An 18880-nucleotide genomic window follows, 5' to 3' on the forward strand; every position below is an offset into this window, starting at 1 on the left:
AATGATGAGTGTATCTATCTGCGATATGTTGAGGCCGGCGCGGACCTCGATGATCATTTCTGCGCTGCTGACCGCGGCAGGGGCGGTTGTGCGGCTGCTTCCCTTCGTGGCGATGCAACAGATGGCAGCAATCTGGCTGGGTGAAAAACACCCCGAAGGCTGGTCTGGCAACCCTTGGGTGCTTGCCCTTGTCGCGCTGGTTTGCCTGCTCGCCTCCCAGCTGCTTTATATGGGTGGGCTTGGCGTAACACACGTCTCTGAGGCGAAGCTGAGGCACAAGCTTCGTCGTCGCGTGGTTGACTCGATCGGGTCGCTGCCGCTGGGCAAAGTGGAGGTCATTCCGCACGGGCGGCTGCGAAAGATCGTGTGCGACGACACCTCCGCCATCCACACGCTCGTCGCCCATGTGCCAGGCGATGCGACGAACGCCGTCGTTTCTCTGCTGGCCGGGTTTGTCTATCTGATGGTCGTCGATTGGCGGATGTGCCTGGCGCTATTTGGCATCTGGATTGTGGTGGTCGTTGGATTGCAGGCCGCCCACATGCGCGGCTACGCGAAGATCACCGAACGATTCGGCGTCGCCCAGACTGATCTGGCCTCGGCGACGGTCGAGATGTTGGAGGGCATCAAAGAGATCAAAAACTTCCAGGCCGTTGATGCCACTAGGACGCGCTTTAACCGGGCCCGAGAAAAGTTTTCGGACATCTCCTACGAATGGGTCAGCCAGTCCGGCAAGGCGATCAGCGCGACAGGGGCGCTGCTTCGCCCAGCCGTCATTTTCGTCACTGTGGCGATTCTTTCGGTGATATTCGTCAACAACGACTGGATGCTGCTTTCCGCCACGCTGCCGTTCTTCCTGGTGGCGCCGGGAGTTCCCGATGGGCTTTCGGTGCTGCTTGGCATGACGCAACATATTTACGACGCCAGGCTGGCCTCGCAGACCACGGCAAAGCTGCTATCTGAAGAACCCATGTCCGCCGGTGACTTCGCCGAAGGCGAAGGCGAGGCTCCCGGCCAGGTCGAAATGATCGACGCGAAATTCTCCTACGAGCCAGGAGATCCGGTGATAGACGGGATTTCTTTCGTAGCGCGCCCAGGAACGGTTACCGCGCTGGTCGGGCCGTCAGGCGGCGGAAAATCCACTCTGGCGAAACTGATCGCCAGATTCTACGACCTCGACGAGGGCACGGTGAAGGTAAGCGGCATGGACGTGCGTCGGGTGAGTTTTTCTTGGCTGCTTTCCAAAGTGGCAATTGTGCTCCAAGACATTGCGCTGTCGAACGACACCGTGTTTAACAACATAGCTTTGGGCAAACCGACTGCGAGTCTCGAAGAAGTGCAAGAGGCCGCGAAGAAGGCCTGCATCCACGAGCGAATCACACAACTGCCCAACGGCTACGACACAGTGCTCGGCGAAGAAGGCGGTTTCTTGTCCGGTGGTGAACGCCAGCGCGTCACCTTGGCTAGGGCATATTTGCAAAACGCGCCGATTCTGATTCTTGACGAGGCCACCGCCCAGGCAGATCCGCAGTCTGAGCGGCAGATCCACCTGGCGCTGTCTGGGCTTGCCAAGGGACGAACGGTGATCATGATCGCGCACCGGCTGGCCACGGTTCGCGACGCCGACCAAATCCTCGTCGTCGATGGCGGACGAATAGTTGAGCGCGGAACCCACGAACAGCTGCTGGCCGAAGACGGCAAATACGCCGCCATGTGGAACCTCCAGATGGAAAGTGAATAAACATGTGGAAGTTAATGATTCGAATCGTTGATGCGGGCAAATTACGTTCGAATATTGCCTGGTTCGTGGCTTCGGCCATCCTTCAGGGTCTCACGCTGGCCGCGATGATCCCGTTCCTGCGCTCCTTCTATTCCCGCTCAGACCAGAGTCAAACCTGGCTGATAGTGGTGGTTGCGTTGGGCATCGTCACCTTCGTTATCGACGCCGTGGCCATGTTCTTGTCCTATCGGGTCAGCGTGTACGTGATCTGCGACTCGATGATTTCGAGCCTCGCCGAACACGTCCTGGCGCTGCCGCTCGGCTGGTTCAACGCCCAACGCGAGGCAGCCGTGGCAAACGCCAACTCGAAAGAGGTTAACACGCTTTCACACTTGGCCTCGTTGGTTATTCCGAGCCTGTGCAACGCCTTCATCACGCCTCTGGTGGTGCTGGTGGCCACGGCCTTCGTGTCTTGGCCGCTTGCTTTGATAATGGCCGCGGTGATCGTCCCGCTCTACCTGATTTGGCGCAAGATGTCGGCCGCTACCACCAGGGCTAATGAGCTGGAGGACCGAACATCGCGGTTGGTGGCTGGCCGCCTGATTGAGTTCGCCCGACTGCAACCAGTTTTGCGAGCCACCGGTCGAGTGATGAATTGGGAGCCTGTGGTGCAGGCGCTCGATGCGGACAGCCGCGCCACGCTATCGGGCTTGAGAATCAAGGGCCGGCCCGCCCAGGGGTTCAGCCTGGTGGTTAACCTGGCATTCGCCTGCGTGCTGTGCCTGGGCGTTTCGATGGTCAGTGGTTATCACCTAGACCCGATCAGTTTTCTGGTGGTGTTGGCTATCAGCGCGCGGATGTTGCTGCCGCTCACCGAGGCCGCACTGTTGTCCACGGAGCTCAATAACGCCGAGGTGGCCGTGCGTTCGGTGTGCGAGATTTTGGACGCTCGGCCATTGCCCGAACCTGATCGGGACGAAGCTCAGGTTACGAAGGGCCAAGAGATCGTCTTCGACGGTGTGACATTCGGCTACGGCTCCGAGCGCAGAGTTTTAGGCGGCGTCGAGCTACGCGCACAGCAGGGCAAAGTCACGGCCCTCGTCGGACCGTCGGGGGCCGGTAAATCAACCGTCCTTCGGCTGGCAGCCAGGTTCTGGGACGTCGATTCGGGGTCGGTGAAGATCGGGGGAGTGGACGTCAGAAACATCCCAACAAAGGAGCTGATGGCGTCCATATCATTGGTGTTCCAAGACGTTTATCTCTTCGACACAACCATTAGGGAAAACCTGCGCCTGGCCAAGCCCGATGCCACCGACGGCGAATTGGAAGTGGCTGCTCGGCGCGCCCAGCTAGATCGGGTTATTGATGCACTGCCCAATGGCTGGGAAACGAATGTCGGCCCTGCTGGGTTGAGCCTTTCGGGAGGCGAACGCCAGCGCGTCGCAATTGCGCGGGCATTCCTGAAAGACGCACCGATTCTGCTGCTCGACGAGATCACCTCCGCGCTCGATAGCGAAAATGAATCGGCGATCACGAAGGTGGTCAGCGAGCTTTCAGCCGGGCGAACGGTGATCGTCGTTGCACACCGGCTATCTACGATCCGAGACGCCGATCAGGTTGTGTTCTTGCAGCCCGGCGAGAATGGCGCCCACGTGGCCCAGGTTGGTTCGCCCTCGCAGTTGGCTGTTATCCCAGGACCGTTCCGTGACTTCCTTGAGGCGGCGTCTAACGCATCTTGGAGTATCAAAAACTAGAAAATAAAAAGCGGGGTGCGGCTGGATTATCTGCCGGCCGCACCCCGCTTTGTTATGAAAAATTAGTTGTCACGACGCCTAATGGCGACCGCAACCGCAGGGACGATCAGGCCAAGCAGCGCCAGCTCAGCGAACGGCAAACTACCTGCGGTGCCGGTATCCGGTAGGCCACGCCCAGCTCGCTTGGCCTTGGTGTTCTCCGCATGCTTCGTGCCTTGTTTTTCGGAAGCGTTTGCGTCTGCCGCACGTTTTGGCTGCTGCTGGTTAGAAGCATTCGAGTTAGCTTTTACATTGACGTCTACGTTAAGCGTCAAGCCACTGGTTTGGCCGGTAGCAACTACTTTGTGTTGACCAGCTGTAGCACCAGCCGGAACAGTGATTGGCTCAGCAATTGCGCCTTGCCCGTCTGCAGTAGTGCTACCTAACTGAACAATCACAGAGTGGAACTCCAGCCGCACCTCTTCGCCAGGTAAGAAGCCATAACCGGTTACCCTGACATTAATGCCCGCATACTCCGAGCTTGGCGTAGTGGTGACTTTGGCAACGGCCAGCCAGGCTTCCTTGGCCTTAGCCTGAGTGGACTTGGCGCCAGCAAGTTTTGTGATTGCTGAATTGAGAGCAGTCTGTGCCTTTTGAGTAGCAACAGCCTTGGCTGCTAGAAGCTCAGCTTTTTGCTTTGCAACGGCAAACTTTTCACCTAGCTTGGCTAGGTCGCCATCAGCAGCCTGTTGTTCGGTTAGGCCGATAGCCGGATCAATAGAGTTGACCTTTTCTGCCAGTGCGCGTTTGGCTTTAGCCGTAGTTTCTGCCGTGGTTGCCTTTTCTGCGGCCTTGGTGGCTATGTCGTCAGCGGCACGCTTAGCATCGTTGGCTTTTTCTAGGTCAGTGGCAGCCTTATCGGCGTTTTTCTTGGCCTGCTGATACTTGGTCTCTTGCTCTGCAATTACGCGCAGAGCCTCTTTGGCCTGATTATCAGCTTGAGTAGCTGTAGCAAGCTCATCTTGGGCGGTCTGCTTAGCGATGTTTGCTTGGTCAAGTTTGGTCTGTGCATCCGCAGCCTTGGTAGTGGCGGCTCCTGCTGTTGCAGTGGCTTGTGCTAATTTTTCATCGGCTGCAGCTTTTTCTGTTTTCTTGACTTCAAGATCCGCTTTCGCTTTCTTCAGCTCTGCAACTGCTTGTGCCGCAGCAGTGCCTGAGACAGCAGCTTCAAGGTTTTTTTGTTTTTGCTCAACGATAGCTTGCTTATTGGCAACTTCGACGGCTAGCTTAGCGACTTTAGCCCGTTCTTCGGTTTCTGCCTGCTTAGCACTATCGGCTAGTTGTTTAGCAGTTTTAGCTTCATCGTTGAGCCGAGCTGCTTGCTCAGCTGTTACTTTGGCATCATTTGTCTTGCTGGCCAGGTCTGTTATAGCACTCTGCAGAGCTTGGGCTTTGGTATTAGCTTCTTCCTGGGCAGCAGCGACGGCTGCAGCTTTTTGCGTCTTAGCGTTGAGCGCCTCGGTAAATGTCTTATTAGTGTTGGTCAGCTCAGCGTTAGCGTCATCAAGGTCTTGCTGGGCTTGTTTTGCTGTCTGCCGCGCTGTATCAAGATCCTGCTGAGCTTTAACAACCGCAGGATCAGTAGTTGAAGCGTTACCGCTCTTTACCGCGTTGTAGTACTTGTCGAAGATAGCTTCGTACTCGTCGACATCGTAAAGAGTCTCATCGCCTTCTAAATCCCAAAAGCCAGCGCCCTTTTTCTGGACGAAAATCTGATTTGTTGTCCACTGGTTGAGCCCTGGATACATGGCTAAATGAGCACCGAAGGGGCCATCTTGAGCGATAGCTAGACCTGTCGCGACAAATTTTGCTCCGCTATTTTGATCGATGATTGTCTCGTAATGGCCGGTTTGGCCACCATTGTTTTCCTCAAGATTGCGTTTTTCACCCCAATACCAGCCGTTATTGTAGCCAGTGCTTCCACCATCGAAACGCTCTTTGCTGGTTCCCGCTATGGACTGGTCGCCAAATGGATTTGGCATTTTTGTGTTTGCAGCCATGCTCACGTTTTCGCCAACATCAAGATGGTTAGAGTGAGGAGTGCCAGCTCCAGCTTTGAATAATTTTACCGAAAGGTTTGTGCTCGACTGGGCTATTGCCATCAACGTGTGGCTTACTTTCAGTGGGGCTAGGCCGTGCAAAGCGCGTAGTCTATTGCCTTCTCTAATCCACTGGAAAGAGGCCTTCATATTGTCCAGATTGGTGGCGTTGGTTGCGTCAGTTGAATCGTTATAGCCGGTGAAAGTTTTGCCGTAAACGGGGTTACCTACTTCGTTCACCGGAGCGTTATTTGTGCCATACGTTGACGTCTTGTACGAATCAGTTTTACCAACCGTATTTGGGCCATAGGTGTCAGAATCTAGAATCTTTACCGCGTCAGTTGCTCCAACACTCTCAAAGAAGCCGCGCGAGCCTTCCTTAAAAGTGTGACCTGGGCCAGCGTTCTTCTTAGCCTCGGCTAGAGCCTGTTCGGCAGCGGAAACCTTAGCTTCTGCTTGAGTCTTGGCTGTGGTGGCCTTTTCCACCTTGTCTTTTGCAGAATTAATCTGTTCTTGTGCCGCATTAACAGCAGCTTCAGCTTGTTGCTGGTTTTCTTTAGCCTTTTTCAGCTTCTGCTGGGCAGTTTCAGCGGCAATTTCAGCAGCTTCTTTGTCTTGTTGAGCTTCGCCTAACGCCTTTTCAGCGGCCTGTTTAAGGACATCTGCACGTTCGGCCGCCTGCTGTTTCTCGGCTGCACTAGCTGCTGTTTCTTTAGCTTTTACCTCAGCGACGGCGAGAGTATTGTCAGCTGCGGCCTTTTTGGCTTGTGCTGTTTGCAGCTCGTTCTTTGCTGTATCTAGGGCCGCCTCAGCTCTTTGGACGATCTCGTCGCTCTCTCCTGAAGTGGCATCAACTTTTGCCTGAGCTTCTTTAACTGCTTGTTCTGCTTTGTCCTGGGCCTCGGCTGCGTCTTCGCTTGCCTTGGTTGCGTTGACCACATCGGCGTCAGCCTTGGTCTTTGCCTCGTTTGCTACGGTCAGAGCCTGCTGGGCGGCTTTAGTGTCGGCGTCAGCCTTCGTCTTGGCGGAGGCGGCTTCATCAAGCCCGGCTTTGGCCTGCGCGGCGTCCTGCTTGGCCTTATCGAAAGCTGCCTGATCCGGAGCCGGAGCATCGGCCAGAGCCTTATCGGCATCTTCCTTTGCGGTGGTGGCGGAGGTGACGTTCTCGTCGGCCTTAGCGGCATCGGCGTCCGCGGTTTCCTTAGCCTTGTCTGCCTCGGCTGCTGCGGTTTCTGCAGCGACTGCGTCAGCTTCCGTGCTCTTCTTAGCCTCGTTTACGGAGTCGACAGCGGCCTGCTTAGCTGCCTTTGCCTCTTTAGCCGCTGCCTGCTCGGCAGCGGTGGCATCGTCTGCGGCTTTCTGGGCTTTGGCCTCGGTCTCAGCGGCCTGCTGCGCCTTAGCGTCGGCGTCGACAAGCTCTCTAGCCTCGTGGCCGTCCTTGGCTGGTTTTACCTGCGAATCGTTGGTGGCAGGCGCGGTATCTTCCGCGAAGCTAGTAGCGGCCCCAGTGAAAGCGCTCGTGGCGGCGATTCCGGCTGCTAAAGCCGTGATAGAAAATTTGGAAACTGCGTTGTCAGGCTTCGCCATTTTCTTCCCCTTCATTCAATTTCTTAAACAAATATGAGAGTATTCGAGGCCACTGATAAAGAACGGCCTCGTTCCTCAAAATGACAAATAGACGCGCTAAGCGTCACTAAGAATTATGTCAGAGTGCCTTTTCGAGATTGTTGCACCCCCATTGTTTAGCTGCTTTCCGGGCAATCTGAGCTCAGACCGGTTACTTTGTGGTTTTTACGCTGGTGCTTTTGCTCATAGATAAACTTGGCGCATGTTATTAGCCGAAGCGCTTGCAATGCGCGCCGATATCCAACGCAGGCTGACTTCCCTTAAGGGCAGGTTGCTGAAGGTGGCCCGCGTCCAAGAAGGGGAGAGGCCCGACGAAGATCCGGCCAAGCTGCTTTCAGAAAGCGAAGAGCTGATGCGTCAACTCGAAGAACTAATCTGCAGAATTAACGCCACTAACTCTGTGACGAAGTTCGACGAGACCCGCACGCTAACCGACGCGATAGCTGCTCGGGACGTCGCTCTGATGCGCAGGCGTCTGCTCGCCGAGACGGCTGACGCTGCGAGCACCCGTCAAGACGTCTATTCGCGCTCCGAGGTGCGTTATGTCTCTTCCGTGGACGTGCCCAAGCTGCGCGCCCAGGCCGATGAGGCGGCGAAAGAATATCGCCTTCTGGACACGAAAATCCAGCAGCTGAACTGGCTGACCGAACTTAACTAAAAAGACTTGTTGGTAGTTTCGCGATTTTGGCGAGCGTCACCGCGGCCGACGGCTTCGGCCACATGGCAGTCCGACATAGGCCCGGACTAGGGCGTTCAAGCCGCCCGAAATCACTCAGGGCCTATGCACGGCGCACAAGAGCACTACGCGAGAGCGTGGCATGGCTTATTGATTTACTACCGGACGCTGAAAATCGCGAGGCGAGGGTGGGCTCGGGGACCTGTCTTTTTAGCTTTTAGATTGAAGAGTCAGCTATGGCGAAAACAGATTCGTGTAAAGTTGTAGAGCATAAGTGATTCAGCTCAAGGAAGGGCTGGGTCATTGCTTTGTTAACTAGCGAAAACTTCTCGTATTGAGGAACCGAGTACGAAAAGGCGAAGATGCCAGAAACTAAGTATCTAGTCGGTATTGACTTTGGAACACTATCTGGGCGTGCTGTTGTGGTTCGCGCAGACAACGGTGAAATGCTTGGCACTGCTGTTGCCGAGTATCCGCACGGCGTCATGGACGAGACGTTGGATAGCGCTGATGGCCAGGCGCTGCCGCCTGGCTACGCGCTGCAGGATCCGGGCGATTATGAGTACGTTCTTCGCCGTGTAGTTATTGGAGCCGTCAAGGACGCCGGAATCGACCCCACTAGTGTGGTCGGAATTGGCGTGGACTGCACGTCGGCAACCGTCTTGGTAACGGACAAATACGGCGTGCCGCTTTGCAAGAAACCCAAGTATGCGAATAATCCGCATTCTTGGATCAAGCTGTGGAAGCACCACGGTGCGCAGGAGCAGGCGGACCGCCTGGTTGCCGCCGCTAAGGAACGTAACGAGCCTTGGCTGGCACGTTACGGTGGGGTCCTTTCTTCCGAGCTGCTGCTGCCGAAGGTCCTGGAGACCTACGAGAAGGCCCGCGATGTTTACGACGGAGCTTCTTACTTCGTCAACATGATGGACTGGCTGACCTGGAAGTTGACAGGAAAATTGACTTACGCGGCTGGCGACTCTGGCTACAAGCGCATGTACCAGGATGGCCATTACCCCTCGCACGAATACCTGGAATCGGTTTCTAAGGGCTTCGGCACTGTTTTCGAGGACAAGATGTCTGGCCCGATTCTGCCGTTGGGAGCCAAAGTTGGTGGTTTGCATAGCGAACCTGCAGCAATTCTGGGGCTGCCTGAAGGAATCGCAGTCGCTTCTGGCAATATTGACGCGCACGTTGTTGTTGCTGGTGCTAACGCCGTCAAGCCTGGTCAGTTGACCGCCATCATGGGCACCTCCAGTTGCTACGTAGTTAACGATAAGGAATTGCACGAGGTGCCTGGCACCTTCGGTGTTGTTGATGGTGGCGCTGTTGACGGTGCCTGGGGTTACGAGGCAGGCCAGACGGCAGTTGGCGACATTTTCGCGTGGTACACCGAGAACTGCATCCCTGTAAGGTACGAGGATCTCGCCAAGGAGAAGGGCGTTTCCGTCCACGAGCTGCTTTGCGAACTAGCCATGCAGCAGAAGATTGGCGAACACGGTCTAGTAGCGCTGGATTGGCATAACGGCAACCGTTCAATTCTTTCCGATTCGCGCCTTTCGGGCACGATCATGGGCTTGACCCTAATTACAAAACCGGAAGAGATCTACCGAGCACTACTCGAATCGACCTGCTTCGGTGCGCGCGTGATTATCGAAAACTTTGAGCAGTACGGCGTCAAGATCGACGAGATTGTTGCCGCAGGTGGTCTGCTGAAGAACGAGTTCTACATGCAGATGCTCGCGGACATCACCCGCAAGCCGATCACGATTTCGACGGCTCCGCAGACTGGCTCCTTGGGTGCTTGCGTCTTCGCTGCCACTGCCGCCGGTATCTACCCATCGGTATTCGAAGCTGCTGAGGCAATGGCACAGACCGAGCAGTACAAGTACAAGCCGAACGAGCCCAGCTCCAAGGAGTATGACGTGGTCTTCAGCTTCTACAAGGAACTGCACGATCACTTCGGGCGTGGCGAGACTGACATCATGGCAAGGATGAAGGCATTCCAGAGCGAGCAGAAGGAAAAGAAGTAGTAAATGCACATTTCTGATTTTTCGTCCGATATCCGCGACCGCATTCAGTGGACTCGCGAGAAGGTGGCAAAGCTGCACGCCGAACTGCCGGCAAACCAGTTGGTTGTATGGACGGCGGGCAATGTCTCCGAGCGCGTTGAGGGCGAGGACCTGTTCGTCATCAAGCCTTCGGGTGTGCGCTACGACGAGCTAGAGCCCGGCAAGATGGTGGTCTGTGACCTTGACGGCAACAAGATCGACGACGACACCTCGAAGGGTCTGAACCCGTCGTCGGACACTGCCGCTCACGCATACGTCTACCGTCACATGAGCGAGGTGGGCGGGGTTGTGCACACACACTCGCCGTACGCCACCGCTTTTTCTGCCGTGCGCAAGCCGATCCCATGCGTGCTTACTATGATCGCCGATGAGTTCGGCGGCGAGATTCCCGTTGGGCCGTTCGCGATCATCGGTGACGACTCGATTGGCAGGGGAATCGTCGAGACGCTCAAGTCTTCGCGGTCCCCAGCTGTGCTGATGGCAAACCACGGCCCGTTCACTGTGGGCCAGCACGCAACCGCAGCCGTGAAGGCGGCGGTGATGGTGGAAGAGGTCGCCAAGACCGTGGCGATCGCTAATTCCCTGGGCGAGGTGGTGCCGGTTGAGTCCGAGGCCATCGACAAGCTCTGGGAACGCTACCAAAACGTCTACGGCCAGAACTAAAGCTTCAATCAATAGGAAGGATTTGTTATGGCAACGATGGTTGTCTTGGGCAGTGGAATTATGGCCACCGCTCTGTCGTTCCCGGTCACTGAGAACGGCCACGAGGTTCGCCTTGTCGGCACGCATCTTGACCGCGAGATCATCGATTCAATCCAGAAGACCGGGGTGCACCCGAATCTTGGCCTGAAGGTCAACGAGGGCATCAAGGCTTACCAGCTCGAGGACGCTGCCGAGGCGTTTGAGGGTGCGGACGTCGTCATGTGTGGCGTTAACTCGTTCGGTATCGAGTGGATCGCTGAGCAGTTCAAGACCCTGCTTAAGCCGGGTCAGAAGCTGCTTTGCGTGACGAAGGGCATGCGCGCAGACGAGGACGGCACTTTGCATCTGCTGCTAACCATTATCCAGAACGCGCTACCCAAGGAACTTGTAGATCAGGTTTCTTGGAACGCGGTTGTTGGCCCGTCGATTGCTGGCGAGGTTGCCGTTCACCACGACACTTGCGTCGTGTTCTGCGGCCACGATCAGGACGATCTGGATTATCTGGCTGACATGTTCCGCACGGATTACTACCACGTGTGGACTTCGTTGGACTTCGTTGGCCACGAGACTGGCGCTGCAACTAAGAACATCTACGCGTTCGCTGCCGGTTTCGCCAAGGGCATGCTTAAGGCGGCAGGCAAGGAGAACGACAAGTACGTCATGTACAACTACTCCTCGGCCGTGTTTGCTCAGGGTGCTAAGGAGCTGATCCAGTTCATCAAGCTGATGGGCGGCGATCCGAATACGGGCATCGGCCTGGGTGGCGTTGGCGACATGTTCGTCACCTCCATGGGCGGACGTAACGTGAAGGCCGGCACTTTCGTCGGTCAGGGCGTGCCGTTCTCTGAGGTGCGTAGCGTCCACATGAAGGGCGTGACGCTTGAGGGCGTCGCAGCTATTTCAGTGGTTGGTAAGGCACTGCGTGCGCTGACCAAGCGTGGCGTGATCAAGGAAGAGGATTTCCCGCTGTGCCGCTTCCTGTATTCGGTTGTCGAGGAGGACCACCCGCTGGAAATGCCGTGGGATGAGTTCTTTGCGGACCTGAAATAGCAGGGTTTTAAATACTGTGTGGCTGCCTTCCTCGGGAGGCAGCCACTTTTTTGCATAAATTTTTCTGGTCGAATGTCCCGCAAGTCTCTAACAGCCTTGAGGCGTAATCTGCGCCGATCCTAGAAGAGTAACGCAGTAATTCTCCCATGCGCATTGGCCGTGAGGTTTTCTGCGAATTGAAGGTAGTGCAATGATTTGGTTAGTTCTACTGCAAAGATTTGGTACAAGTTGCTGCAATGATTCGGTAAGAAGGTGTGGTTGTGATTCCGCGGATCGCTAGTGAATACCTCGCACGGTTGGGCCAATGGTTTCCTGTAGTTTCTGTTACCGGGCCGCGGCAGAGCGGAAAATCTCACTGTTTTAGCTGCTGAAAAGTTTCTAACGGATTATCCGAAAACTTCTCAGAACTAAGGCGTTAACGAGCTTTATCCCAGCACGTGGAAACGGTCGAAGAAGTCCGTCAACCAGCCGATGACGCGCTTCTTGCGGCTCAGGCGGCTGTTTGGCCCGGAGTCGAAACGGGAGCCAGCAGGCAGCATCTTGTCGATGTCAGTGCCGGACGTCTGTAGCCTGCCAAGTCGGAACATCGTTTCGATGAATTGGTCGGTTTCGGGCTGCTTGAGCCTCTCCTTCTGCACCATCTTGCTGATCTCTTCGGCTTTCCGCTCGTCCAGGTACTGCTTCCATTCCTCGTTGATATCGCCGGTGGCGGAAACCGAGTCGACGAACCTTTCGATGAGGTCGATCTTGTTTTGCAGCGTGGGGCTGGACTTGACCGTGCGGCGAATTTCTTCGCGCACTTCTTCCTTCGATTTCTCTTCGTGCTCGTCGCGGTATTTCTCGACCAGCATGAGAATGTAGTCGACGTTAACCTCGACTTGCTTCATCAACTCGATCTCGAAGGTGAGGTCGTCGTTGATTTCTTCCGGCTCGCCTTGAGTCTGATTGCGGCGGTCGCGGTATAGGTCGAGGTAAGTGGACTGGTAGTCCTGCAGATCGCGGGCGGGTAGCGGATCGGCGTCTTCGAATTCGTCGAATGCCGTCAGGATGTTTCGCAGCCGAAGCAGTTCGCCGAATATCCGGATGAATTCGTCTTTCTCGGCCTCGCTGGTAATCATCTGGCCGGGTGTCCACTTGCCCAGGTCGTCCAGTTTGGTCAGGTATTCGTCGAAGTAATGACTAAATGGCTGCAGGATCGTGATGCTGTCGGCCTGTTTATTGCCGAATAAAGCGATTGCTTCGTTGGTTTCGTCCTCGAGGTTTCTGAACGACACGATATTGCCGTATGTCTTCACCGAGTTGAGGATGCGGTTCGTCCTCGAGAATGCCTGCAGCAGCCCGTGGTGGTGCATGAATTTGTCTACCCACAACGTGTTCAGCGTCGGCGCGTCGAAGCCGGTGAGCAGCATGTTAACGACGATAACCATGTCTAGTTCGCGCGATTTCATGCGCATGGTGACGTCGTCGTAGTAGTTGCTGAAGCCTTGCGCGGAAGTGTCGAAGCTGGTGCCGAACATGGCGTTGTAGTCGTTGATCGCCCTGTCGAGGAAAAGCCGGTCGATCTGGTTGAGTGAGTCGGTGTCGAACTCTTCTTCGGGCAGCAGGCCTTCGCTGTATTGATCGGAGTTGGGCGCATACGTGAAGATCGTGGCGATTTTCAGCCGCTTCGTCGGGTCTTTGATGTCTCGTTGCTGGTCGGCGAATTCCAGGTAGTAGGTCTTTGCGGCGTCCACCGAGGCCGTCGCGAAGATCGAGTTGAAGCCGCGCACCCGTTTGTCTTTGAGAACGTAGTTTGAGTTGCGTTTGGTTTTCTGGTCGAAGTGGTTGAGAACGTAAGAGACCACCATGGCGATCCTGCGCCTATCCAGCAGGGCTTTCTCAGTGGCGATGGACGACACTTCTTCGTATTCCAGGTCGTCTTTTGCCTTGATGGTGTTGACGTAGTCGATGCGAAACGGCAGCACGTTTTCGTCGGCGATGGCGTCGGAGATGGTGTAGGAATGCAGCCTGTCGCCGAACACCTGCGGGGTGGTGCGAATGACTGCCGAGCCGGCGTTCTTGTTTTCGTTGAAGATAGGTGTGCCGGTGAAGCCGAACAGGTGGTATTTGCGGAAGGCTTTGGTGATTGCCTTGTGCATGTCGCCAAATTGGCTGCGGTGACATTCGTCGAAGATGATCACGACGTGTGCATCGTAGATGGCGTGCGACTTTGTGGTCTTTACGAAGTTTGAGAGCTTCTGAATCGTGGTGATGACGATCTTGGAGTCAGGGTTGCTGAGCTGCTCGCGCAGTTCTTTCGTGGACTTGTTTGAGCTGACCGCGCCTTTCTGGAACTTCTCGTATTCTTTCTTGGTTTGGAAGTCCAGGTCTTTGCGGTCAACGACGAACAGCACCTTGTCGATGCCCTCGAGCTGGGTGGCGAGCTGTGCGGTTTTGAAGCTGGTCAGCGTCTTGCCTGAGCCGGTGGTGTGCCAGATGTAGCCGCCGGCTTCGATGCAGCCCAGTTTCTTGTAGTTGGTGGCCAGTTGGATGCGGTTGATGATTCGTTCGGCGGCGACGATCTGGTAGGGGCGCAGCACCATTAGCGCCTGGTCGGAAGTGAACACGCAGTATTTGATGATGACGTTCAGCAGCGTCCGCTTGGAAAGGAACGTCTTGGCGAAGTCCATCAGATCGGTGATGTGGTGGTTATGCGAGTCCGTCCACCACGATGTGAACTCGTAACTTGCCGACCCGGAGCGGCCTCGATTTTTGGTTCCGCTGGTGTGCTGGGCTCTGGTGGTGTTGGAGTAGTACTTGGTATGAGTGCCGTTGGAGATAATAAATAGCTGCGCATACTGGAATAGCCCAGACCCAGCCCAGAAGCTGTCGCGCTGGTAGCGGTTGATCTGGTTGAAGGCTTCGCGCAGGGCAACTCCGCGTCGTTTCAGTTCGATGTGAGCCATCGGTAGGCCGTTTACCAATATGGTGACGTCGTAGCGGTTCTTGTAATTGCCCTCGACCTCGTACTGGTTAATCACCTGCAGCCGGTTGCGGTGAATATTTTTCTTATCGATCAGATGAATGTTCTTTTGGGTGCCGTCTTCGCGTTCGAGCACCAGGGCGGCGGGCGTGGCCTGAATGATCGCGGTTTTATCCAGGATGCCCTGGGATGGGTTAGCTAGCTGACCTTTGAAGAAGCGTGTCCACTCGGTTTCAGTGAACTGGATGTCGTTCAGGGCCTCGAGTTGGCGGCGAAGGTTTGCTACCAGATCATCCTCGGTTTTGATGGGCAGGAACTCGTATTCCTGCTTGCGAAGTTGGGCAATCAACGCGTTCTCGAGGTCTGCCTCAGACTGGTAAGCCTTTTCTTTGCGCTCAGGAATCTCATATTCAGCCACGACTGTGGCATCCGGCCCAGCGGCAATAGGAAGATACGTGCTGCTCACTTCGCCTCCTCGAAAGTTAGAAGACGATCACGGTAATACTCATACTGTTTACGACGCGCCTGGATTTCGGCGGGAAGGCCAGAGGACAGGTCGGTGGTTAGCGCATCGAACTTGTCGAGGACAGAGACGATGCGTTCCTGCTCGGAGAGTGGTGGAATAGGGATTTTTGTATTCAAAATTATCTCATTGTAAAGACGTTTTATCGTTCCGCCTTGAGGAACTATCCAAGGTTTGGCTTGGTAGATGTAATAGAGAAATTTATTTATAACTAGTGATTCGTCATGCTCTAGCCAAACTATATTAGAATCTTGGAAATAGGCAGGCTTGCCATCATAGATAACAGTATTTCCAATAGTTCCTGAAGCAGAGATTAAAATGGAACATTTTTTCGGAAAAGAGAAATCATTTTTTAGTTTATGATAAAGCTCTTTACTGATGTAAGCGTCAGCTTTTTTACCGAAAGTACCGATCTTGAAGAATGGGACGTCGCCACTTTTTTCTGTTTGATTTTTCAGTACTCGTTTGCACATTCTCACAGTGCCTACTTCGCCAAGCGGCATTAGCCTAATACCCCCCCCTAGACGGGCTTCAAGATTTTCAAAGCTCAAAAGCGAGTCGCGGTAGTACTCGTACTGCTTGCGACGAGCTTCTAGCTCCGCTTCTAGCTGCGTAAATGAATCCAAAATTCGGACAATCTCGTCCTGGACGGGGAGTGGTGGAACTGGAATTTCGATTTTCTCAAGAGCAGTAGGAGAAACTCTTCTAACTTTTGTTCCAGTAATAAATTTTTGCTTTGCTTTGTGAAATTGTGCTGAACCAAAAAAGTAAGATACGAATTGCGCGTTCAAAGATGAAGAAAAACTGCAGCAGTCGCCACTAAAGGCTAATTTTTCTTTTCCTAACCATGCTACTGCTTTGCAAAGATCTTCATCGTTCTCGCTTGTTGTTGCTATTAATACATCGCCTGGGGATGCGTGTTTTAGCTTCAACGAATCTGTCTCGGAAACGTAACTTGTTGTGTGCTTTATTGCGTAGCTATATTGCGTGTATATCTGACCATAATGAATCGCTGGTACGCCTGCATTAACAAGCTGTTTCTTTTGAAGTCCCGTGCCACGTTCGAAAACACCCACTTCGCCCATTGGGGAATGTTCAACACCATCCGGGCAAAGCTCCCGGATCAGCTCATCAATCCGGCTCATTTCACGCCCTCCAGTTCTGCCACGATCGCGTCGATGGCTTTACGCAACTTAGCTTGGCGGGTAACGATCTGCTCGATCTCTTTGTTTAGCTCGGTGATGTTGATGACCTCGCGGGTGTCTTCCGGCTCGACGTGGCTGGATACCGACATGTTGTAGTCGGCCTCGGCGATGTCCTCGATTGCCACCAGCTGGGCGAAATGAGTGAGGTTTTCGCGTTTAGCGTATGCGTCGATGATCTGGTTGCGGTGGGTTTCGGTTATCTGGTTCTTCGTGCCTGAGCGTTCGAAAAGCTGCGAGGCGTCGATGAACAGAACGTTCGAGTCCTTCTTTGACTTCTTTAACACCAGTACGCAGGTGCCGATGGTCGTGCCATAGAAAAGGTCGACGGGCAGCTGGATCACGGCGTCTACATAGTTGTTGTCTACCAGGTATTTGCGGATCTTCTTCTCGGCGCCGCCACGGTAAAGCACGCCGGGGAACTGAACGATGGCCGCCGTGCCGTCCTCGGCCAGCCACGACAGGATGTGCATGGTGAACGCCAGATCGGCCTTGCCCTTCGGCGCCAGCACGCCGGCAGGGGAGAAGCGCTCATCGTTAATCAGGGTGGGCGAATCGGAGCCAACCCAGCGCGTAGAATAGGGTGGATTCGACACGATCGCCTCAAACGGCTCGTAGTCCCAATGTGCCGGGTCGGTGAGCGTATCACCCAGGGCGATGTTGAATTTTGAGAAGTTGATGCCGTGCAAAAACATGTTGATGCGGCAAAGGTTATAGGTGGTCAGGTTGATCTCTTGGCCAAAGAAACCCTCGTCCACGTTCTCGCGGCCCAGCACCTTCGCGAACTTGAGAAGTAGCGACCCACTGCCGCAAGCAGGGTCATACACGCGGGAGACGCGCTTTTTGCCTAACACGGTAATGCGCGCGATCAGCTCCGAGACGTCCTGCGGGGTGAAGAACTCGCCACCCGACTTGCCTGCCGACGAGGCATACATGGTCATCAAATATTCGTAGGCGTCGCCGAACGTGTCGATGTCGGCGTCCTGGTAGTTGCCGAACTCTAAATCTCCAATAGCATCCAGCAGTTTGACTAGCTTGTCGTTGCGCTGCTCAATCGAGTTACCCAGGCGGGCGCTGTTGACATTGATGTCGTCGAATAGGCCCTTCATGTCGTTTTCGGACTCACTGCCGATAGCCGAAGCCTCAATGTTCGCAAACACCCTGGCCAAGGTCTCGTTCAGGTTGAGGTCGCGCGGGGCGCTGCGACGCACGTTCTCGAAAAGTTCTGACGGCAGAATAAAGAAGCCAAGGGTGTTGACCGCGTCGTTGCGAACTTGTTCGGCCATGTCGTCGGAAATCTGTGCGTAGTCGAAGCCGGCGTTGCCATATTCAGCCTCACCCTCGTTAACCCAGGTGGTGATGTGCTCCGAAATGAATCGGTAAAACAACATGCCCAGCACGTAGGCCTTGAAATCCCAACCATCGACGCTGCCACGTAAATCGTTAGCGACCCGCCAGATAGTGCGGTGAAGATTAGCGCGCTGCTGCGATGCTGCCATGAAACCCTCCAGGTGTAGGTACGCCAACTAAGTTTATCGGTGAATCTGATTTTCTAGCTCAGACCCAACCAGAATAAGCGTAAAGATCGTCACTGACATTTTTTGGTAGAGATATTGGCTTAGCAATTTTATAGCTGAATGCAGTGATAAAAAATCAACTATCCGGATTTTCCGGATAGTTATTTCGCGCTTTCATTCAAGCTCGTCACCTGCACATTGAACCATCGGAATTTTTTCAATAGTTCCCAGATCAGCACGCTTAAAACCCTATGCTGCAATTTTCGCGGCACCACCATTATTGGTGCGAAAGTTTAGGTCTCAAATTTTGGCAAGGGGAATGGCTGTTTGTGAAGGTCTTGTCAGCAAGACCTTGCCTTCAGCAAGTTCATTTATATATCTGGCGTCGATGCCCCATGCTAAGAGCAAGAATCACCAGGCGCTCATCAACAATCTCGCAAATCAATCGATAGCCGCCTATGCGATATCGCCACAGCCCTGAAAGATTTGCGGTAAGCGCCTTGCCGTGCTGGCGAGGATCCTGAGTTCTAACAAGATTCTTATCAATCCAGCCCTTGATCATGCGCTGGGTGTATTTATCAAGTTTTTTGAACTCACGCTCGAAACTACGAGCGGACTCGACGTTCCAGCTCACAACTCCAGCTCATCCCAAAATTCGCTGATCGGGCGGCTGACTTTCCCGTCCCGCTCATATTCGTCTCGTGCTTGCTCGGCGATGGCAAAGTCATACTCGTCCTCAATGCGTTCAAAAAGAGCTCGCTTAAAAGCCTCACCTAGCGAGAGTCGATGCAGTTTCGCGTAACTGGTGGCAAGTGATTTTTCCTCATCAGTTAGGCGGATCGAAAAAGCCATGGACAACACCTCCACATAAAAGTGTAGTACAAAGAACTACGTCTGGCTATCTGCTTTGCCTGATTAAAAACTTAAAGCTCGCTTCGATGGCTCTGAGGCTTCGGTTGCGGATACTTCCTAGATCGAAGTTTGACTTAGTAAAGCTAAGA

The 18880-nt window shown here is 54.4% G+C and carries 12 protein-coding genes; 6 read left to right on the forward strand and 6 right to left on the reverse strand.

Annotated elements, in window-relative coordinates; translation table 11 throughout:
- Positions 1–4 precede the first annotated feature (4 nt).
- Both G556_RS0101255 and G556_RS0101260 read left to right on the forward strand, forming a co-directional pair.
- A complete protein-coding gene (locus G556_RS0101255; RefSeq protein ID WP_036915583.1) occupies positions 5–1741 on the forward strand; it encodes an ABC transporter ATP-binding protein in 1737 nt (578 codons plus the stop codon).
- Between the two features lie 2 nt (positions 1742–1743).
- On the forward strand, positions 1744–3474 hold the full coding sequence (locus G556_RS0101260) for an ABC transporter ATP-binding protein (RefSeq protein WP_028821472.1): 1731 nt from the start codon (positions 1744–1746) through the stop codon (positions 3472–3474).
- A 62-nt stretch (positions 3475–3536) separates the two neighbouring features.
- On the opposite strand, the gene G556_RS10895 is transcribed toward G556_RS0101260, so the two are convergent.
- Positions 3537–7139 (reverse strand): hypothetical protein, encoded by a 3603-nt coding sequence (locus G556_RS10895; protein ID WP_155941709.1) that lies wholly within the window; start codon positions 7137–7139, stop codon positions 3537–3539.
- A gap of 241 nt (positions 7140–7380) precedes the next feature.
- On the opposite strand from G556_RS10895, the gene G556_RS0101270 reads away from it, so the two are divergent.
- From G556_RS0101270 to G556_RS0101285, 4 genes are all read left to right on the forward strand, one after another.
- Complete coding sequence (locus tag G556_RS0101270) at positions 7381–7836, forward strand: DIP1984 family protein (protein ID WP_024111472.1); 456 nt, start codon at positions 7381–7383, stop codon at positions 7834–7836.
- Positions 7837–8216: 380 nt separating this feature from the next.
- Positions 8217–9884: a ribulokinase gene (locus G556_RS0101275; protein WP_028821474.1), complete on the forward strand. Its 1668-nt coding sequence runs from the start codon at positions 8217–8219 to the stop codon at positions 9882–9884.
- Positions 9885–9887: 3 nt separating this feature from the next.
- Complete coding sequence (locus tag G556_RS0101280) at positions 9888–10586, forward strand: L-ribulose-5-phosphate 4-epimerase (RefSeq protein WP_028821475.1); 699 nt, start codon at positions 9888–9890, stop codon at positions 10584–10586.
- Between the two features lie 27 nt (positions 10587–10613).
- On the forward strand, positions 10614–11675 hold the full coding sequence (locus G556_RS0101285) for an NAD(P)H-dependent glycerol-3-phosphate dehydrogenase (protein ID WP_028821476.1): 1062 nt from the start codon (positions 10614–10616) through the stop codon (positions 11673–11675).
- 425 nt (positions 11676–12100) lie between these two features.
- Here G556_RS0101285 and G556_RS0101290 read toward each other — a convergent pair whose 3' ends face one another.
- The 5 genes from G556_RS0101290 to relB all read right to left on the reverse strand — a co-directional run bounded on the left by G556_RS0101290 (position 12101) and on the right by relB (position 18731).
- Entirely contained in the window at positions 12101–15103 is a 3003-nt protein-coding gene (locus G556_RS0101290) for a type I restriction endonuclease subunit R (protein ID WP_028821477.1), read from the reverse strand.
- Positions 15100–16305, reverse strand: a complete 1206-nt coding sequence (locus tag G556_RS0101295) for a restriction endonuclease subunit S (protein ID WP_028821478.1) — start codon at positions 16303–16305, stop codon at positions 15100–15102. Before G556_RS0101295 ends, G556_RS0101290 begins: the two co-directional genes overlap by 4 nt.
- Positions 16302–17861 (reverse strand): type I restriction-modification system subunit M, encoded by a 1560-nt coding sequence (locus tag G556_RS0101300; RefSeq protein WP_028821479.1) that lies wholly within the window; start codon positions 17859–17861, stop codon positions 16302–16304. Before G556_RS0101300 ends, G556_RS0101295 begins: the two co-directional genes overlap by 4 nt.
- Positions 17862–18246: 385 nt before the next feature.
- Positions 18247–18513 carry a type II toxin-antitoxin system RelE family toxin gene (locus G556_RS0101305; RefSeq protein ID WP_028821480.1) on the reverse strand — a complete coding sequence of 89 codons (267 nt, stop codon included), beginning with the start codon at positions 18511–18513 and terminating at the stop codon, positions 18247–18249.
- A complete protein-coding gene (gene relB / locus G556_RS0101310) occupies positions 18510–18731 on the reverse strand; it encodes a type II toxin-antitoxin system RelB family antitoxin (protein ID WP_028821481.1) in 222 nt (73 codons plus the stop codon). Before relB ends, G556_RS0101305 begins: the two co-directional genes overlap by 4 nt.
- Between the last annotated feature and the right edge of the window lie 149 nt (positions 18732–18880).

Source organism: Propionimicrobium lymphophilum DSM 4903 (genome assembly GCF_000423485.1).
Lineage (GTDB): Bacteria > Actinomycetota > Actinomycetes > Propionibacteriales > Propionibacteriaceae > Propionimicrobium > Propionimicrobium lymphophilum.

Bases quoted from the DNA above. Each gene is read 5' to 3' on its own strand.
- G556_RS0101300 (WP_028821479.1), bottom strand. From the start codon at position 17,861: ATGGCAGCATCGCAGCAGCGCGCTAATCTTCACCGCACTATCTGGCGG.
- G556_RS10895 (WP_155941709.1), bottom strand. From the start codon at position 7,139: ATGGCGAAGCCTGACAACGCAGTTTCCAAATTTTCTATCACGGCTTTA.
- G556_RS0101255 (WP_036915583.1), top strand. From the start codon at position 5: ATGAGTGTATCTATCTGCGATATGTTGAGGCCGGCGCGGACCTCGATG.
- G556_RS0101285 (WP_028821476.1), top strand. From the start codon at position 10,614: ATGGCAACGATGGTTGTCTTGGGCAGTGGAATTATGGCCACCGCTCTG.
- G556_RS0101295 (WP_028821478.1), bottom strand. From the start codon at position 16,305: ATGAGCCGGATTGATGAGCTGATCCGGGAGCTTTGCCCGGATGGTGTT.
- G556_RS0101275 (WP_028821474.1), top strand. From the start codon at position 8,217: ATGCCAGAAACTAAGTATCTAGTCGGTATTGACTTTGGAACACTATCT.
- relB (WP_028821481.1), bottom strand. From the start codon at position 18,731: ATGGCTTTTTCGATCCGCCTAACTGATGAGGAAAAATCACTTGCCACC.
- G556_RS0101270 (WP_024111472.1), top strand. From the start codon at position 7,381: ATGTTATTAGCCGAAGCGCTTGCAATGCGCGCCGATATCCAACGCAGG.
- G556_RS0101260 (WP_028821472.1), top strand. From the start codon at position 1,744: ATGTGGAAGTTAATGATTCGAATCGTTGATGCGGGCAAATTACGTTCG.
- G556_RS0101280 (WP_028821475.1), top strand. From the start codon at position 9,888: ATGCACATTTCTGATTTTTCGTCCGATATCCGCGACCGCATTCAGTGG.